Annotated in this window: 9 protein-coding genes; 7 read left to right on the forward strand and 2 right to left on the reverse strand. The window is 48.5% G+C overall.

Annotation, left to right across the window (positions count from 1 at the left end; translation table 11 throughout):
- The first annotated feature begins 100 nt into the window (after nucleotides 1–100).
- From ACXAGC_RS18455 to ACXAGC_RS18465, 3 genes are read left to right on the forward strand one after another with little or no spacing between them, the layout of a single operon-like run.
- Nucleotides 101–1273 carry an efflux RND transporter periplasmic adaptor subunit gene (locus ACXAGC_RS18455; RefSeq protein ID WP_474846166.1) on the forward strand — a complete coding sequence of 391 codons (1173 nt, stop codon included), beginning with the start codon at nucleotides 101–103 and terminating at the stop codon, nucleotides 1271–1273.
- Entirely contained in the window at nucleotides 1273–4419 is a 3147-nt protein-coding gene (locus ACXAGC_RS18460; RefSeq protein ID WP_474846168.1) for an efflux RND transporter permease subunit, read from the forward strand. Before ACXAGC_RS18455 ends, ACXAGC_RS18460 begins: the two co-directional genes overlap by 1 nt.
- A gap of 3 nt (nucleotides 4420–4422) precedes the next feature.
- Nucleotides 4423–5889, forward strand: coding sequence for an efflux transporter outer membrane subunit (locus ACXAGC_RS18465; protein ID WP_474846170.1), 1467 nt, complete (start codon nucleotides 4423–4425; stop codon nucleotides 5887–5889).
- A 100-nt stretch (nucleotides 5890–5989) separates the two neighbouring features.
- Here ACXAGC_RS18465 and ACXAGC_RS18470 read toward each other — a convergent pair whose 3' ends face one another.
- Both ACXAGC_RS18470 and ACXAGC_RS18475 read right to left on the reverse strand, forming a co-directional pair.
- Nucleotides 5990–9046: a TonB-dependent receptor gene (locus ACXAGC_RS18470; protein WP_474846172.1), complete on the reverse strand. Its 3057-nt coding sequence runs from the start codon at nucleotides 9044–9046 to the stop codon at nucleotides 5990–5992.
- A gap of 563 nt (nucleotides 9047–9609) precedes the next feature.
- The gene (locus ACXAGC_RS18475; RefSeq protein WP_474846174.1) at nucleotides 9610–12738 is read right to left on the reverse strand and encodes a TonB-dependent receptor; all 3129 of its coding nucleotides are present in this window, start codon (nucleotides 12736–12738) and stop codon (nucleotides 9610–9612) included.
- A gap of 975 nt (nucleotides 12739–13713) precedes the next feature.
- Here ACXAGC_RS18475 and ACXAGC_RS18480 point away from each other — a divergent pair.
- The 4 genes from ACXAGC_RS18480 to ACXAGC_RS18495 all read left to right on the forward strand — a co-directional run bounded on the left by ACXAGC_RS18480 (nucleotide 13714) and on the right by ACXAGC_RS18495 (nucleotide 17425).
- A complete protein-coding gene (locus tag ACXAGC_RS18480) occupies nucleotides 13714–14448 on the forward strand; it encodes a PhnD/SsuA/transferrin family substrate-binding protein (RefSeq protein WP_349589436.1) in 735 nt (244 codons plus the stop codon).
- On the forward strand, nucleotides 14432–15397 hold the full coding sequence (locus ACXAGC_RS18485; RefSeq protein WP_474846177.1) for a hypothetical protein: 966 nt from the start codon (nucleotides 14432–14434) through the stop codon (nucleotides 15395–15397). Before ACXAGC_RS18480 ends, ACXAGC_RS18485 begins: the two co-directional genes overlap by 17 nt.
- 177 nt (nucleotides 15398–15574) lie before the next feature.
- Nucleotides 15575–16198: a uridine kinase gene (gene udk, locus ACXAGC_RS18490; RefSeq protein WP_119502591.1), complete on the forward strand. Its 624-nt coding sequence runs from the start codon at nucleotides 15575–15577 to the stop codon at nucleotides 16196–16198.
- 15 nt (nucleotides 16199–16213) lie between these two features.
- Nucleotides 16214–17425, forward strand: a complete 1212-nt coding sequence (locus tag ACXAGC_RS18495) for a NupC/NupG family nucleoside CNT transporter (RefSeq protein WP_119502592.1) — start codon at nucleotides 16214–16216, stop codon at nucleotides 17423–17425.
- Nucleotides 17426–17451 lie beyond the last annotated feature (26 nt).

Below are 17451 nucleotides of genomic sequence, written 5' to 3' on the forward strand. Positions count from 1 at the left end.
GTTAACCCTGCCTTAACCCTCCTTGTCGATACACTCTGCTTCAGCAAACTGACGGGAAAGCGCTTAGTGCCGTCAGCTCCGGATTAAACAAGGAATCGCCATGAAGATCGCCACCACCCTCTGTGTTCTCACCAGCCTGCTTACCCTTTCAGCCTGCAGTGACACAACACAAAATCAAAGCTCTGCGCCCCGCGCCACCGCCGTTAGTGCAATTACCATAGCCACACAAACGTTCCCGATTACCCGCACGCTGCAAGGCCGTGTTGTTGCACAACAAACCGCTCAGATTAGGCCACAGGTCGGCGGCGTGCTCGAACAGCGTTTGTTTGAAGAAGGCAGTTTTGTAGAAAAAGGGCAACTACTCTATCAGATTGACGATTCAACCTATCGCGCCAGCGTAAACGAAGCCAAAGCAGACTTGGTGAGCGCCAAAGCGTCTGTGGAGTCAACCCGGCTTATTGATGAGCGCTACCAGAACTTATTAAAGATAGAAGGCATTTCCCAACAAGATGCCGATAACGCCCATGCAGACTATCTGGTTGCTCAGGCCTCACTGGCGAAAGCGCAGGCGGCACTGGACTCTGCCAATGTGAATCTTGCTTTTACCCGCATTACTGCACCCATCAGTGGCCGTACCGGTATTTCTAATGTGACCGAAGGCGCATTGCTTACTCAGGGCCAGGACACGGCGTTAACCACCATTCGCAAACTCGACCCGATTTATATAGATATGACAGAAACCAGCGAAGGTGTGCTTGAGCGCCGTGCCATGATGCAGCGTGAGGGCGTAACATCCGGCTCAAGTGATGTTATCGCCATGCTGGAAAACAATACTGAATATGATGAAACCGGCTCCTTCACTATGCATGAAGTAGCTGTTGATGAAGCAACCGGCTCTATTACCCTACGGGCGACTTTTCCCAATCCGGACGGCATTCTCATGCCTGGCATGTTTATCCGCACCAAAGTCACCATAGCGGTAGACGAAAACGCGATTCTTGTACCCCAGCAAGCCGTGCAGTTTGACAATAAAGGCAATGCTTTCGCCTGGGTAGCTTCAGGGAGTAAAGCAGTGAAAAGGTCGCTGACCTTACAGGAAGCCACCGGTAATAAATGGCTGACTGAGTCCGGCATCAAGGCCGGTGAAAAAGTGATAGTGGAAGGCATCGACGGTTTACAGGACGGCGCAGACATCACCGTTACTGAAGTCACGCTGAACGAAGATGGCAGAGTGGCAGCGCCGAAAGCAAAAAATCAGGAAGGAAATGAGTAATGTTCGCCCGATTCTTCATAGATAAGCCCGTATTCTCCTGGGTTGTCGCCATTATTATTATGCTGGCGGGAACCGCTTCCATACTCTCTTTACCCATTGCCCAATACCCTGATATTGCGCCGCCTACTGTGAGCATCAGTGCCAACTATTCCGGTGCAGACGCCCAAACCGTGGAGAACAGCGTCACGCAGGTACTGGAACAGCAGCTTACTGGTCTTGACGGACTATTATATTTTTCTTCCTCCAGCTCATCCAGCGGCAGTGCCAGTATCTCGCTGACATTTGAGCAGGGAACGGATGCCGATTACGCGCAGGTACAGGTTCAGAATAAAGTGCAACAGGTGAACTCCCGCTTGCCTTCTGCCGTGCAATCTGAAGGGGTGACGGTAACCAAATCGCAAAGCGATATGCTGCTTATTGCTGCTGTTTACGACGAAACCGACGAGGACTCTGAGTTCGATATCTCGGATTATATCGCCTCAAATATGCAGGACACCATTGCCCGTACTGAAGGTGTGGGTGATATCAACGTATTCGGTTCCCAGTATGCCATGCGCATATGGCTCGACCCGGCAAAGCTGGCGGCATACGAACTGATGCCCTCAGATATTACCTCTGCCCTGAGCGCCCAGAACGTGCAGGTACCCGCCGGTAAAATCGGTGACATGCCCTCTCCCGATACGCAGGAGCTGAATGCTACCGTAACGGCTCAGTCCATGCTGCAGAGTGTTTCCGATTTTAAAAACATCATTGTGAAGTCTGACCGCCAGGGCACCGATGTACGGTTATCTCAGGTTGCCCGTGTTGAAATGGGCAGTGAATCGTACACAGCTGTTCCCCGTCTCGACGGTCATCCTGCATCCGGTATTGCCATTATGCTGGCTCCCGGTGCCAATGCGCTGGATACATCAGAACGGGTTAAAGCGGTATTGAGTGATCTGGAAAAGAATTTCCCGGACAACTACAAAATGGCGTTTCCGAAAGACGCTACCCCGTTTATCAAGTTATCGATTCTGGAAGTCGTGGAAACCCTGATTATTGCCATTGTTCTGGTGGTATTGATCATGTGGTTGTTCCTGCAAAACTGGCGGGCAACAATTATCCCGACCATTTCCGTGCCCGTGGTGCTTTTGGGTACATTCGGCATCATGGCCGCAATGGGCTACTCCATTAATACCCTGACTATGTTTGGCCTGGTGCTGTCCATCGGCTTACTGGTAGATGACTCCATCGTAGTAATTGAAAACGTGGAACGGTTGATGTCAGAGGAAAAGATGTCGCCCCGGGATGCCACGATCCAATCTATGAAAGAGATCACCTCTGCCCTTATCGGTACATCCATTGTGATCTGCGCCGTGTTCCTGCCTATGGCTTTTTTCAGTGGTTCAACCGGCGTTATCTACCGTCAGTTTTCGGTAACCGTGATTTCGTCCATGCTGTTATCGGTATTTGTAGCGTTAACGCTAACCCCAATGCTGTGTGCATCACTGCTAAAAGATACCGGCGCAAGCCGTCAGACAGGGGGCTTTTTCGGCTGGTTTAACCGTATGTTCGATAAGTTTGCCGACAAATATAACCTGCGTGCGGTATCGGCGATTAAGCGCCCTAAATTCTGGCTGGCCGGTTATGTGGTAATTATTGCGGTGATGGGCCTGATGATGGTGAAACTCCCTTCCAGCTTTTTGCCAGAAGAAGATCAGGGTGATGTAATGGTGATGTTTAACTTACCTGCCGGTGCATCGATTACCCGTACCACCGCCATTGCCGATGAAATTCAGACTTATATTCAGGAAGAGGAATCGGATCTGGTTGATCACTTCTTTACAGTTTCAGGCTTCAGCTTTTCCGGTAGCGGCCAGAACGCAGGTATGGGCTTCCTGTCACTGAAAGACTGGGACGAAAGAACCGGCGACGGTGAATCGGCATCAGACATTGCCGGTCGCCTGATGATGAAGATGAGCGAGCTCCGCGATGGCAGTGTTATAGCTATGCTGCCGCCGGTGATTCAGGGTCTCGGTCAAAGTAACGGCTTTACCTTTGAGTTGCAGGCAGCAGCGGGCACAACCCGTGACGAACTGACAGAAATAAAGAATGCTTTTTTACAACAAGCCCGCACCAATCCGCTGCTGAGTGGTGTGCGTGAAGGTACGCTAAGTGAAACCCCGCAACTGGATATCGATATTGATAACGAGAAAGCGGTTGCCATGGGGTTAAGTTTGTCAGATGTGGCCGACACCTTATCTTCGGCCTGGGCCGGTTCTTATGTGAACGATTTTCTTGACCGCGGCCGGGTGAAAAAAGTCTACATTGAGGGCGACAGTAACTACAGCGCCAAACCGGAAGATTTGCGCCAGTGGCACGTGCGTGGTACTGACAGTGACGGCAACACCACCATGACACCATTCAGTGCCTTTTCCAGTGTTTCCTGGTCGCAGATGCCGCAAACCTTAAGCCGCTTTAACGGCCTGGCTTCCTATGAGATTCAAGGCAACGCAGCGTCGGGCGTCAGTTCCGGCGAAGCGATGGCGGAAATGGAGCGCCTTGCAGATGAAGTGGGTAACGGCAAGGTGACCTATGCCTGGTCCGGATTGTCCTATCAGGAAAATCTGTCCGGCGGGCAATCTGTCTACCTGTACGCCATTTCTATTCTGGTAGTCTTTCTGGCACTGGCAGCACTTTACGAAAGCTGGTCTATTCCATTCTCGGTAATGCTGGTTATTCCGCTAGGATTAATTGGTGCAGCACTGGCAGCCACTTTCCGTGGCCTTGAAAACGATGTTTACTTTCAGGTTGCGCTGCTGACCACCATCGGGTTATCCGCTAAAAATGCCATCCTGATTGTTGAGTTTGCCGAAGCCGCTTATGAAAAAGGGCAAAGCGCCGTGGATGCCGCCATTCAGGCAGCAGCACAACGTCTGCGCCCGATCATTATGACCTCGCTTACCTTTGTCTTTGGTATTTTCCCCCTTGTTATCGCATCGGGTGCAGGAGCAAACAGCCGGATATCCATCGGAACAGGTATCTTGGGCGGTACGCTAACCGCGACTTTGCTGGCCATATTCTTCATTCCCATGTTTTTCGTACTGGTAAGAACTGCGTTTCCGGCCAGAAAGCCCGTTTATGACACTGCTGCGGATAAGGAGTAATCAATGCAACCTACACGTCATTTTAGCAAGATATCTCTGTGCGCCGTCGTTGTCGCCCTGTCGCTGAGCGGCTGCGCAACCCTGGCGCCGGATTATGAGCGCCCTGCATCACCGGTGCCCTCTGAGTGGCCGGCAGGCGAGGCTTACACTGATTCAACGAATGTTGAACAAACGTCGCTGCAGAATGCTGACGCCATTTTGCAGCTTCCCTGGCAGTCGTTTATTACCGACAGCAGAATGCAGAAAGTGATTCAGACGGCACTGGATAACAACCGCGATTTACGACAAACCCTTGCAGATGTAGAGGCAGCAAGAGCCACCTACCGCATTCAGCGGGCTGAATTGTTTCCTACGTTGAATGCGAGTGTAACCGGTACGCGGGCGAAATCGTCAGACGGCTCCGTTAGCACCAGCTATGAAGCTGATGCCGGCCTAAGCGGATACGAAATTGATTTGTTCGGCAAGAATCAGAGCGCAACCGAAGCTGATAAGCAAAGCTTGCTTTATTCTGTGGAAACAGCCAGAGCGGCAAAGATCACGCTTATTGCCGAAACCGCCAATGCCTGGCTGACGCTGGCGTCGGATCAGAGCTTGCTGAAACTGGCGGAAGAAACCGCACAAAACGCACAGAAAGCCATGGAGATCACCCGCCGCCGTAATGAGCTGGGCGTCGACTCAAAAGTGGATGTGCTGGATGCGCAAACCACCTACCACACTGCAATGGCAGATATTGCCAGCTACACCACGCAGGTCGCACAGGATATTAATGCGCTCATGTTACTCGCAGGCAGTGGCATAGATAAGCAATGGTTACCTGATGGTCTGCCGGAGAGCGATGATTTCATTAGCGTGATCCCGGCAGGGCTGACGTCCGACATTTTACTCAACAGACCGGATATACTTGCCGCTGAGCATAACCTTAAATCCGCCAATGCAGATATTGGTGCCGCCAGGGCAAACTACTTCCCGTCTGTTACGCTAACCGCGACCGGCGGCCTGGCCAGTAATGTGCTGGCAGACATTTTTAGCGGTGGCGCGTCCACAATCTGGAGTCTTATCCCTTCAGTATCGGTGCCAATATTCACTGGTGGCGCCAACGATGCGCAACTTGATTACGCGAAGGCCAATCGGGACAAAATGGTTGCCGCTTATGAATACAGCATCCAAACCGCATTTTCTGACGTGGCAGATGCACTGGCAAGACGAGGCACCATTGCCCGTCAGCTTGGTGCGCAACAGGATCTGGTAGATGTCGCATCAGACAGTTACCGCCTGTCACTGGCCCGCTATGAAAATGGCGTGAACAGTTTCCAGGATGCCCTCACCTCACAACGCACTCTTTATAGTGCACAGCAGTCGCTGATTTCCACGCAGCTAATTGATTTAAGTAACCGCATTACCCTTTACCGGGTGATGGGTGGTGGTTTGGGTAATCTTGATGAAGGCAATGCTGAAACTGCCGGAGGGTAAATGCTGAGGTAGTTTTTCTTTAAGCTAAAAAAACCGCCGTAAAAAACGGCGGTTTATATGCTTTTTTCTGAGTTAAGAAGCTGAGCTTCCTGTTGTCAGATTAGAAGTTGTAGTTAACACCTACACGTACTTCCCACAGAGACGCATCACCCATACGGGCTTCAGGTTCTGAGGCACCGACTTCAACAGTGTTGAAAAGCACACGCTCAGCGACACCCCAGTCGTCATTCAGGAAGTTAGTGAAGTTATCAAATACGATAAATGCACTGGCACTGTGACCATCTGTGAAACCAGGCAGTTGCTGAGTTAAACGCAGGTCAATCTTGTTCCACCATGAACCGTCTTCGCCGTTACGCTCTCCGCCAACTGGCAGCACGTTGTTACTATCCAGGTATGGTGTAAAGCCGAATACGCCGTTGGAGTCGTCTCGGGACAGCGTGTAGCTGTATGGCTTGCCAGACTGAATAAGACCGAAGGCGCCCAGAGTTGTAGGGTAACCATCAATCAGTTCGATGTCATAGCTCACATTCAGTGTGAAACGGTGTTCAATGTTGTAATCAGACAGCGAAGAAACCTGCTCATTCGGCGAGGTAAATGCACGGTACTGATAGTTAGAGAACGCCACAGAGCTGGTCATAGGCTGAACGTCTTCAGCATGGTTATACGCATAACCACCGGCCAGGTTGATGCCGTTTTCATACTGCTTCATTACACCGAAAGATACTGTGTAAGAGGTAGACTCAACATCAGAGTTAGTCAGTACAAAAGAACCAACACGGTTGCTTTCGTAAATGGCATAACCATCATCTGTAGTACCCACCTGGTCCAGGTCGCCACGCAAAACAATTGCCTGGTTTTGTGTGCGGGACACTAACAGGTCGGCCTGAAGGATATAGTTGTCTTCGGTCTGGTGAGTCACGCCCAGTGCCATTTTAAGCTCTGACGGAATTTCGAAATCAGGGTCAAGATAGTTGATTTCGTTATTCGCTCCGGTGCCTGCAGCAACGGCATTGTACATTTCAGATGGAATACCATAACCGGGACCGGCTGGTACACCGTCTTCTACGCCAAGGTAAACAACATCTGCGTCAAACAGTGAGCGTGAGCCGTCTGTGTAACCGTAGTCACGGCCACGGGCACCAAACTGCAATACGTTGTTGTTTGAGAAGTTATTAGATAACCAAACGTTAGGGTTACCACCAGAGAACAGACCCAAACCACCGCGTAATTCAGTGCTGTCGTTCAGGTAATAATTAAAGCCGATACGTGGCTGCAGCAGACCTTCGCCATCCAGCGTTCCGCTGTTAGAGAAACCGTAGCTTTCTACGAATTCTGCATTTTCTTCCGGCGCTGAATCTGTGGTGTACCAGTCATAACGTAAACCGACTGTCAGAGTCAGGTCATCGTTAAAGGCAAACTCGTCTTCCAGATACAGTGCGTTAATTTCATAGCTCCAAACCGCAGCTGCATCGTTAGGATCGCCGGATGGTGCGTTGTTGTAGTAAATCGCACCCGGTAAACCCGCTTCAAATGCTTCAATACCACCGTAGAAACGCATTTCTGTTTCAGTGTGCTGAACGAACACGTTAAATACATCGAGGGCTTCGCGCTCGTAACCGAATGTCAGGTCATGACCATTATCCAGAGCGTAATAACCACGAAGAATAAGACCCGTCACATCGTAGTTCAAATCGTTAGCCTGACGGCTGTCGTCACCACCGATATACACAACAACGTCTTCACCGGTATCCGGGTTCTCAACGTAAATCTGCATTTCACCGAAGTTCATACCACCAACAGCACCGGTCTGGTTTTCCAGAGAGTTCTGACGGTTATCAACATCAAGGTAAGAGTAACGGATTTCGGTAGAGAATTTGTCGTTCCAGTCAGAGTACAATGACAGTACGTGAGATTGTAATTCAGTCCCTACTTCGTACAGGTGGTTTTGCAGTTCAAATTCATCCAGATCACCATCGGACTCAGCAAAGAAGTTACCGTCGTTATAGTTGTAGGTATAGCTTAAACGGTGTGCATCATTGATGTTCCAGTCAAGACGAACAAGCAGCTTTTCATCTTCTTCAGGAATGCTGGTAGGCACCGGGCCCGGGTCATACTGGTACAGCTCGTTAGAAATACGGACGATTTCATCCAGATCTTCCTGACGCAGGCCAACTTCATTAATGGCACCGGAACCAATTGCGCCACGGGTAAAGATGCTTGAACCTTCATACTTTTCATATGAAACGAAACCGAACACAGTATCTTTAAGCAGCGGAAAGCCTACATTAAAGCCGTAACGCTTATCGCTGTAGCTTGGAGAAGCAATAGAATCACCTTCCAGTGAGTCACCTTGCAGAGAATCAGAACCGTAATCGTAGAAAGCGCCACCGTGGATTTCGTTGGTACCGGTCTTCGTAACGGCATTGATATTACAACCTGTAAAGCCAGAGTAGATTACATCAAAAGGTGCAATTTCTACGGTAACCTGACTTAATGCGTCATAAGAGAAAGGCATACGGATAGTCGGATAACCGTTTGAGCCTAAACCAAAGGAGTCATTCATTTTTACACCGTCAACAGTCAGGCTGTTGAAGCGGTTAGATTTACCCACACACTGAACAGGGTTCGAGTCACCACGGGTTTCGTCAACGTAAACCCGCGGGTCAATACGAATGATATCCGTGATGTTACGGTTAATAGCCGGCGCACTTTTCATCGACTCAAGATCGAAGCTCGCTGACGGTCCCATTTTACCGAATGCAGCAGCACCCAGCTGAGAAGCTGTGATTTGAATAACTTCAATGTTACTGGATTCTTCGAGCTGGTAATTAAAGTTAAGTGGTTCACCCAGAGTCAGGTAGATGTCAGACACTTTAGTGTCATTGAAGGTGTCAGAATCCACAGTGATTTCATATGGACCACCAACACGCAGACCACTCAGTGAGAACTGACCTGCAGAGTTAGTAGAGATGGTTTTCACAGCACCTGTTGGGATGTGCTTCAGGGTGATAACTGTGTCAGGTGCAGGGTTCCCCATAGGACCAACAATGCTACCTTTAATCGATGACGATGTCTCTTGTGCAACGGCTGCAGCGGTAAGACCAACGGACAATGCCACTGCAAGCGCAATGCGCGTGAGTTTAACGGGTGTGTTCATGTGTGTTTTCCCTTGAGTATTTTAATTTATCCGCATTCAGGATGCCTGCAGGCATATCGTGCTGAGCGGTTAAGACCTGAGTACCCACACAGGATGACACTTTTATGACAAAAACAGCTTGCCGTGTTGGTTCCTGTACAGCGTATAGGCCAATCAGACCAACTGGTCTGAAACTGCCAAGACAACGATTAAAATCCTTTTTTACTAAAATGCTTTTTCTGTCGTTTTCGACGCAAATCTATGGCTCTTCCCAGCCGGTTCCGTACAAATGAAAAAATACGTAGCCAGTTTGCCGGAAAATTTTGGCATTTCATGCGCCGACCCCGTTTAATATTACTGGACATTATTTGCGCTATCCAGCAGAAATTTACGGTTTACTGACATAAAACGGTCCTAGTGAAGCAATATTTTGTGTCATATTTATTACAAGAGAGATTTTGTATCGAAGAGGTATATTGCGGAGGAAAAAAACATAAAGAAAAAAGCCAGCTATCCGGAAGAAAGCTGGCTCTGAATGGACTGTCGTCAGGTTATTATTATTATAATCCGTTAGTCATCTCTTATCAGAAGATGTACTTCACGCCTACCTTGATTCGCCAGGTTGACTCAATAGAATCAAACGAGTCGAAGTTGCTCAGGTTAGTACCGCCATACGCTTCATCGTAAACGTACTGACCATTTTCGTTGATGTCGTAGTCATACAGCAGGTTCTGCGGATATGACAGGTCATAAGTTTGACCCCACTCATCGTTCAGCAGGTTAGCAAAGTTGTCGATGTTCAGGTAAAACTTACCTTTATGACCTTCAACAAAGCCCGGGATTTCCTGAGAAATAGACAGGTCCATTGTCGTTACCCAAGGCTGAGTAGAAGTATACTTATCAGGATAACCACCCGCAGCACCGGCAATACCGGCAGCTTCAGCAAATGCCATTACTTCTTCGTAAGTCAGAGAACTGTTCGCCCAATCTACAGCAGGATCATCTGCACCTGTTGGTACATAAGGCAGATAGGTATCTGAACCAGCGAAGGTATACTGATCACCCAGACCAACATCGTTGTACGCGCCCAGAGTCCAGGAGAAAGGACGGCCTGAACGACGTTCAAAGAACATAGTTACGTTAGTGTTGTAACCACTGAAGAACTCGTGATCGTAGCCTAAAGTCATAACCAGACGATGCTTAATCTCGTAGTAAGCAGTTCCAACCATAGGAACGTTACGGTTAACACCCACTTCGTACTGGTAGTTAGACTCAGCGGTAGAGCTGGTACCCGGGTTTGCTTCAGTGATATCAGTGTAAGTGTAAGCTGCGCTCCACTTGATACCGTTATCCCATGATTTGTTCAGCATGGTAGTCAGCAGAATATTACGACCGCCATCGTCTGAGTTAGTCAGCTGCAGATCATAGTTACCTTCGTACTCAGTACCGTCATACACGCTGTCCCAGATAATACGACCGCCATCAGCAGTACGTCTGCCGTTGTCTACGCGGGACAGGTCAACCCAGTATGCTGCGTTTTGCTTATCAGTATAGGTAAACTCAGTAGTCCACGCGAAGTCTTCGCCTACACCCGGAATATCAAAGGTGTAATCAGCGGCGATGTTATAACGCCAGTCTGAAGGCAGTTCGAAATCAGGATCGATCTGGTTAGTGCTACCAGCGCCTTGCGCAAGCTCAGCCTGCAGAGATGCCGGTACAGTAGTGAAATCAACTTCTGATGCATCGATGGAAGAAGATGTCGCGCCGTCTTTAGTCACACCATCGTTGGTATAAGCATTGGATACCCAAACCAGAGGCATACCACCGGTAAAGCGCCCAATACCACCACGGATAGTCAGATTTTCAGTGACGTCGTAGTTAAAGCTTACACGCGGCAGGAAGATGTTGAAGCCGTCCATGTTCTCCGTGTTAGAGAAGCCGTAAGTATTTACGAAGTTAGCGTTTTCCTGTGGCGTATCGTCAATTGTCAGATACTCATAACGCAGACCGGCAGTCACTTCAAAATCATCAAACAGTTCGAAGGTCGCATCACCGTACAATGAGTACTGAGTGCTGCTTACGTCGTAGGCAATATCCTGCACGTTGTTGGTGTAGGCATTGGAGTATTCAACATAAGAAGGTGCTTTGTTCTCAAAGTCTTCAATACTGTCGAAGGTCCAGGTACCGGCAGAATCACGACCGTACAGGTTGTAGTTCCAGGTATCTTCAATTTCAACACCGAACTTGTACTCTACGTCGCCAGCCAGATAGGTAGCGTGCAGACCGAAGTTCCAGACTTCGTTAGCCAGTTCGTTGGCCTGACGGTTTTCGTCCTGACCTGCAACGATGGTGCCGTCTGCAGTACGAATGTTAATTTCACCCCAGTTGGAGTTGGTGTTAGATGCTTGCTTGTATTCTTTGTAAGACAAGGAAGCTTCAGTCTGGAAATCCGCAGACCAGTCTGAATACAGGTGACCGGTGTAGAAGCGGTTAGTCTGTGCCATAGTCCATTGATTAGATAACAGACTTACTGTGTCCGAATATTGGGTATAGCCATTCAGTTCAGAGGTATCCTGGTCGCTGTAGGTGAAATCAGCACGATGATCGCTGTTGATGTTCCAGTCCAGTTTGATCAGGATTTTCTCATCTTCATTTGGCGCTGGTGCACCACCGATTGAATCAGGCAGACCATAGGTATTTTGCAGAATACTAACTACCTGATCCACTTCGGCATTAGTCACATCATGACCAGAAGCTTCAAGATTGCTGAGGTTATAATCGAAGGCTACATCTTCTTCCCAATGCTCATAAGCACCAAAGAAGAACAATTTGTCTTTCAGGATCGGACCACCAACAGTAAAGCCGTATGACTCTTCGTCGTTGCTCACTTCAATTTCGTTGCCCGGATTCAGGCGATTGTCTTTCGCATCACCAGTCCATGGAACATTCTCAATGAAAGCTGTACCGTGGAATTCGTTAGTACCTGATTTAGTGACTACGCTGATGTTACCGCCACCGAATTTACCGGCACGGGCACTGAACGGAGAGTAATCGATAGAGACCTGAGATACTGCATCCAGAGAAATTGGCGGACGGTTAGTAGGGTAACCATTGCCTTGCAGACCAAAAGTATCGTTTACGCCCACACCATCGATTGTCAGTCCATTGTACTTCGGGTTTGAACCGGCTACTGACAGTTCGTCACCGTCTACGACTGCCAGCGGGTTAGCACGCAGTACGTCTTTGATATCACGATTAAAGGTAGGCATTTTGTTCAGCTGTTCCTGACCGAACACTGAGCTTGAACCTTTATTAGCGAAGAAATCACGTGCACCGGTAACAGTGATACGTTCTACGTCGCCCTGGGCTTCCAGAGCCTGGTCAAGAACGAATGCATCGTTGATGTCCAGATAGACATCTTCAATAACGGCACTTTGAAACTTATCAGACTCGATAATAATTGTGTAAGGACCGCCAACACGCAGACCACGGGCAGAAAACTGACCGTCAGCATTTACAGTCACTTCCTTTACCGTACCGGAAGGCTGGTGAAGAATAGTAATAACACTGCCCGCTGCAGGATTACCCTGAGGACCCGAAATTACACCACGCATAGCAGAAGACTGGCCTTCGGCTGCAACTGCAGCAGATGCTACGCCTACTGAAAGCGCAACAGCCATCGCAATGCGATTGAACTTACTTTTAGTGAACATGTGTGTTTCCCTATCGTTTTTTAAAAACTCTCTGAACGTTGGGTTTTTATTTTTGTCCAACGGATCAAGATAACTACTTTCCCGTGATGCTGACTGGCCATGACCTCAGAAATGTGACAGTTCATGACACTTTCGTTTTCAACTTCACGCACATCACGATTCAGAGCGAACTATCCGGTGACTTAACCCGGAAGAAACATTCACTCTAAAGAAATACTATCCAGTCTTATTTTTCACAGATAAACCGCCACTTCCCTCTGATACAACGGAAAGGAACCAGCCAACAATTGCTTGTTGGCTGGTAAGTTTTCTGACGCCAGGTGACCGCAAATTTGACCACTGTGGCTGCAACAACCTGCCTTCTTATTCTTCTTACAGGTATGTTTTTGTGATTCTGACCGGGGAAAAGCCATGCACTTTGGAGATTTGGCTTTTCCCCTGGTCATAATCGACAAACGGTAGCAACATCAAAACAGAGAAAATGGCGCTACCGGCATTAACTGGAAACGGCTGCAATTCTTCGCGAGTTTTATGTCAGCTTTATGACAGCAATGTAAACGAAGGAACTTCTAACACACTGACCATGCTGATTTTTTTATTATTATCCGGAACAAATGGTCCGGAAAATTTACGCAAAAACTTCAGAACGTGCAGCTTATCGCCAGCCCGACTATTCAACGCAGATTTTTTTCAGATAAACACCGCTTATTTGAATTCAGCTTCATTGATTTAAAGTTATTTAATTACAAACATTTACACGATTAAAATAATCTTACCTATTGCATTAAATAAGCTTAACTGGTGAAATTGCGCCAACAAATAAACCTACGTAAATTTATTCAAGTGGTCAGTTTTTCATTTTTGAAACAGTACAGGGTCATCATCGTCGTGCTTATTGCTGCATGCTGCCTTGCCACAGGTTTTTTTCAAAAATTTAGAAATCTGCCCTTAGTTGCGCCGCAAACTGGTCAGGTTTTGAGCTGCGAGGACCGATTTTCGTCTAATGCAGACGATTTCGACATCTATCTGACAGAGCAAACCTTCTCAGAAAGTGCGCTGAAAGCTTTCTGTCAGAACCCTGTGATTAAGCGTCAGTTTGGTAATGTGAGAATAACGGTGGGACAAAATGACTACGATACCTACCGCTACATCAACCACGGCGTAAGTGATCTTGCCCTCGTAAAGAACAATGTTGTCAGTGCCTTTGGTGCCAGTGAGATTTATGGCTACGAAGAAGTTGCCTCCCATCAGGACTATGCAGCCTACTTTATCGCTTTAAAGGAAAAACCGGTGCTATCTAAAGAGTATTTACTGGGCAAGCGTATTGGCATACTGGATTATCCGAGCAGCCGCTCAGGCCATATTGTGCCTAAGAAGGTACTGAAAACTCTAGATTTGAATCCGAATAATGTAGAGCTGCATTATTACAGCTCTCACAAAGAGATGCGCAGAGCGTTGCTTTCCGGTGACGTCGATATTATTTCATCCTACTGGGATAAAAATGACGGCGAAATCCTGTCGCGCACTTATATCACACCGCTTGAGAACAGTGTAAAAGGCATGCGCTGGTACCTGAAAATGCAGACCCGCAACACAGATTTAAAATGCGCCGTGCAAAACGTGATTCAGGCCATTTCTGCCGCACAAAATAAAAAATACTATCAGCAGGTAGAACTGAAGGAGCCTTGTGTAAATGCAAACGCTCAGTGAAATGACAGCCTCTCAGTGGGGACGAACAGCGGCAGCCGCGCTGGGACTATTTGCTCTCTTTCAAAGCTGTATTTTCGCGGGTCAGTTTGCCGGTGCCTGGCTTAACCGTCACCAGGCTATTGATAATGTGGAACGACGGATAAGTCTTGATCTCGCCTATCTGGATGTGGGCAATGAAACACTGAAAACACCGGTGAATGATGCCGCGGTCCGTCATTATATGCGCCGCATTAATGCAACTCTGGCGGAGCAGTCTTACCCCCTTACAATCAGTGAAATCCAGCACGTTACTGCCACTGCAGAACCGGTGGAAGAAACGGTTGAAACCGCCACATTCACATTATCCACCGCAGAACAAAATATCGACATTGGTTTGAGTCTTACCCCGCTATACTTTTCGGTGCATATCCATCCGCTGGCCATTCTGGCGGCTTTGATTGCTGCTCCGGTGTTAATTGGCTACAAACCGCGGGCCAGAAGTAAGCGTAAATCTGCGAAAGAAGAAGCACCGCCACCACCCCAACCTAAACTGGTTATCGATCTGAACACGAAATGTATCGGCAACGGCGCAGACGGCCGGGCTATCCTGATGCAAAACAAACCGTTCTGCTTTTACGCAGCGCTGGTCAGATACTGCATTGAGAATCCTGATGCGACCTTGCCACAAAATAAAGATGTGCCCCAGGAACTCATAACGATTGCTAACCGGGTTTTCCTGCGTCTGATCGAACTGGGCCATACCAAACGTAAAAGACCGGACTTTAATGCCAACCTGGATAAAACTTTAAGTGAGATCCGTGCGACGCTGGATGAAACTTTTGAGCCCTTCCCGGTGGAAAAAGAAAAATATTACCCGCCCAGAGCACAGGGTGAAGGCTCCAGATCCAAACAGCATTCTTATGCACTTCCCCCGATTACTGATGAGGACATTGTTATACTCGGAAAATAAGCCTGATTGCTCCACCAGCCCAGAGAAAACGCCGTACCAGGTACGGCAGGTATTAGCTCAACCAGTTGTGTCCGGTCTGCAAAGACTGAACCACTTTTTGACTGATCGTGAATTATACGTTGATTCGCGAGGGCCAAATGCGTATCTTTGCAGGAGGAATATCAGCCGTCCAGAGTTATGCAGTCGCCATTAATTATCGCTATATCCGGAGCTTCGGGCTCCGGGAAATCACTTTTTACTAAAAATCTGTTAAATGCCTTCAGCGCGCAAGGTCGCCCTGTACAAATATTACGGGAAGATCACTACTACCGTGCGCAGGACCACCTGCCAATGGAAGCGCGGGAGAAGAATAACTATGATCACCCTAATGCATTCGAACACGAATTGCTGAAAGCGCACCTGCAGGCGTTGCGCAATGGCGAACCCATTGATTACCCGCACTATTGCTTTAAAACCCATACACGTTTACCGGAAACAGAGCGTCTGAACCCGGCTCCGGTGATCATTCTTGAAGGTATTATGCTGCTGGCAAGACCAGAGTTATTACCTCACTACGATGTAAAAATCTTCATCGACACACCGCTCGACATTTGCCTTATGCGCCGCATGATGCGTGATGTTAAAGAGCGTGGCCGTACCCTTGAATCCATTGCCAAGCAATACGAATCAACGGTAAAACCGATGTACCATCAGTTTATCGAACCAAGCAGGTTCACAGCAGATGTCGTCGTTACACAAGGTGGCAAAAACCAAATCGCCCTGGATGTGATTAAGTCACATATACAACAGGCATTACAATAACAAAGGAACGTCATTATGGTGAGTTTACTGGGCATACTGCTATTGCCCGGAATTGCATTCTTATTGTCCTCTGCACGCCGGAATATTAACTGGCGCACAGTGGGCGGAGCATTCGCGATTCAGGCATTGATCGGCGCATTTATTCTTTATTTTGAGCCGGGCATTCAATTACTGCTCAGTATGACTGACTTCGTGGGCAACATCATCGGCTACAGTCAGGAAGGCATTAATTTTGTTTTCGGCGTGGTCGGTGACAAATCCCTCGGCTTCATTTTCGCCTTCAACGTGCTGCCGGTCATCATCTTCTTCTCATCATTAATTGCCGTCTTGTATTACCTCGGTGTGATGAGCTGGGTCATCAAACTCATTGGCGGCTTCTTACAAAAGGTCCTGGGTACCAGTCGTCCTGAGTCTATGTCCGCCGCGGCCAACATTTTTGTTGGCCAGACCGAAGCCCCCCTGGTAGTCCGCCCGTTTATCCCCCACATGACAAAATCTGAGTTATTCGCTGTTATGGTCGGCGGCCTGGCGTCTATTGCCGGCTCGGTCATGGCGGGTTATGCCGGCATGGGTGTGGAGCTTAAATACCTGTTGGCGGCCAGCTTCATGGCGGCTCCCGGCGGCCTGTTGATGGCAAAAATCATGTTGCCGGAAACTGAGAAAGCGAAGGACGGACTGGAAGAGATTGATGCGTCTGAAACCGGCTATGCTAACGTGTTCGACGCGGCTGCCAGCGGTGCTGCATCAGGCTTGCAACTGGCACTGAACGTAGGTGCTATGTTGCTGGCATTCGTGGCACTTATCGCCATGCTGAATGGTCTTATCGGCTGGACAGGCACCTTGTTTGGCTATGAGGATGTAACCTTCCAGGGCATTTTAGGCTACTTACTACAGCCGCTGGCCTGGATCATCGGTGTACCCTGGGAAGAAGCTCGTCTGGCAGGCAGTTTCATCGGTCAGAAGTTTGTGGTGAACGAATTCGTGGCATACCTCGACTTCCTTAAGCATCAAAGTGAATTATCCGAAGTGTCTCAGGCAATCATTACCTTTGCCCTGTGCGGATTCGCGAATTTCTCCTCCATTGCTATTCTCATGGGAGGCATTGGTGCAATGGCGCCAACCCGCCGTAAAGAAATTGCACAACTGGGTCTGAAAGCGGTTTTCGCCGCAACACTGTCGAACCTGATGAGTGCATCACTTGCCGGCTTTTATCTCTCGCTTGGCTGAGCCGGATACACCCGGCACCGTAAAAA

The organism is Alteromonas sp. AWJ4_197 (genome assembly GCF_056160285.1).

Bases quoted from the DNA above. Each gene is read 5' to 3' on its own strand.
- ACXAGC_RS18455 (WP_474846166.1), top strand. From the start codon at position 101: ATGAAGATCGCCACCACCCTCTGTGTTCTCACCAGCCTGCTTACCCTT.
- ACXAGC_RS18460 (WP_474846168.1), top strand. From the start codon at position 1,273: ATGTTCGCCCGATTCTTCATAGATAAGCCCGTATTCTCCTGGGTTGTC.
- ACXAGC_RS18465 (WP_474846170.1), top strand. From the start codon at position 4,423: ATGCAACCTACACGTCATTTTAGCAAGATATCTCTGTGCGCCGTCGTT.
- ACXAGC_RS18470 (WP_474846172.1), bottom strand. From the start codon at position 9,046: ATGAACACACCCGTTAAACTCACGCGCATTGCGCTTGCAGTGGCATTG.
- ACXAGC_RS18475 (WP_474846174.1), bottom strand. From the start codon at position 12,738: ATGTTCACTAAAAGTAAGTTCAATCGCATTGCGATGGCTGTTGCGCTT.
- ACXAGC_RS18485 (WP_474846177.1), top strand. From the start codon at position 14,432: ATGCAAACGCTCAGTGAAATGACAGCCTCTCAGTGGGGACGAACAGCG.
- udk (WP_119502591.1), top strand. From the start codon at position 15,575: ATGCAGTCGCCATTAATTATCGCTATATCCGGAGCTTCGGGCTCCGGG.
- ACXAGC_RS18495 (WP_119502592.1), top strand. From the start codon at position 16,214: ATGGTGAGTTTACTGGGCATACTGCTATTGCCCGGAATTGCATTCTTA.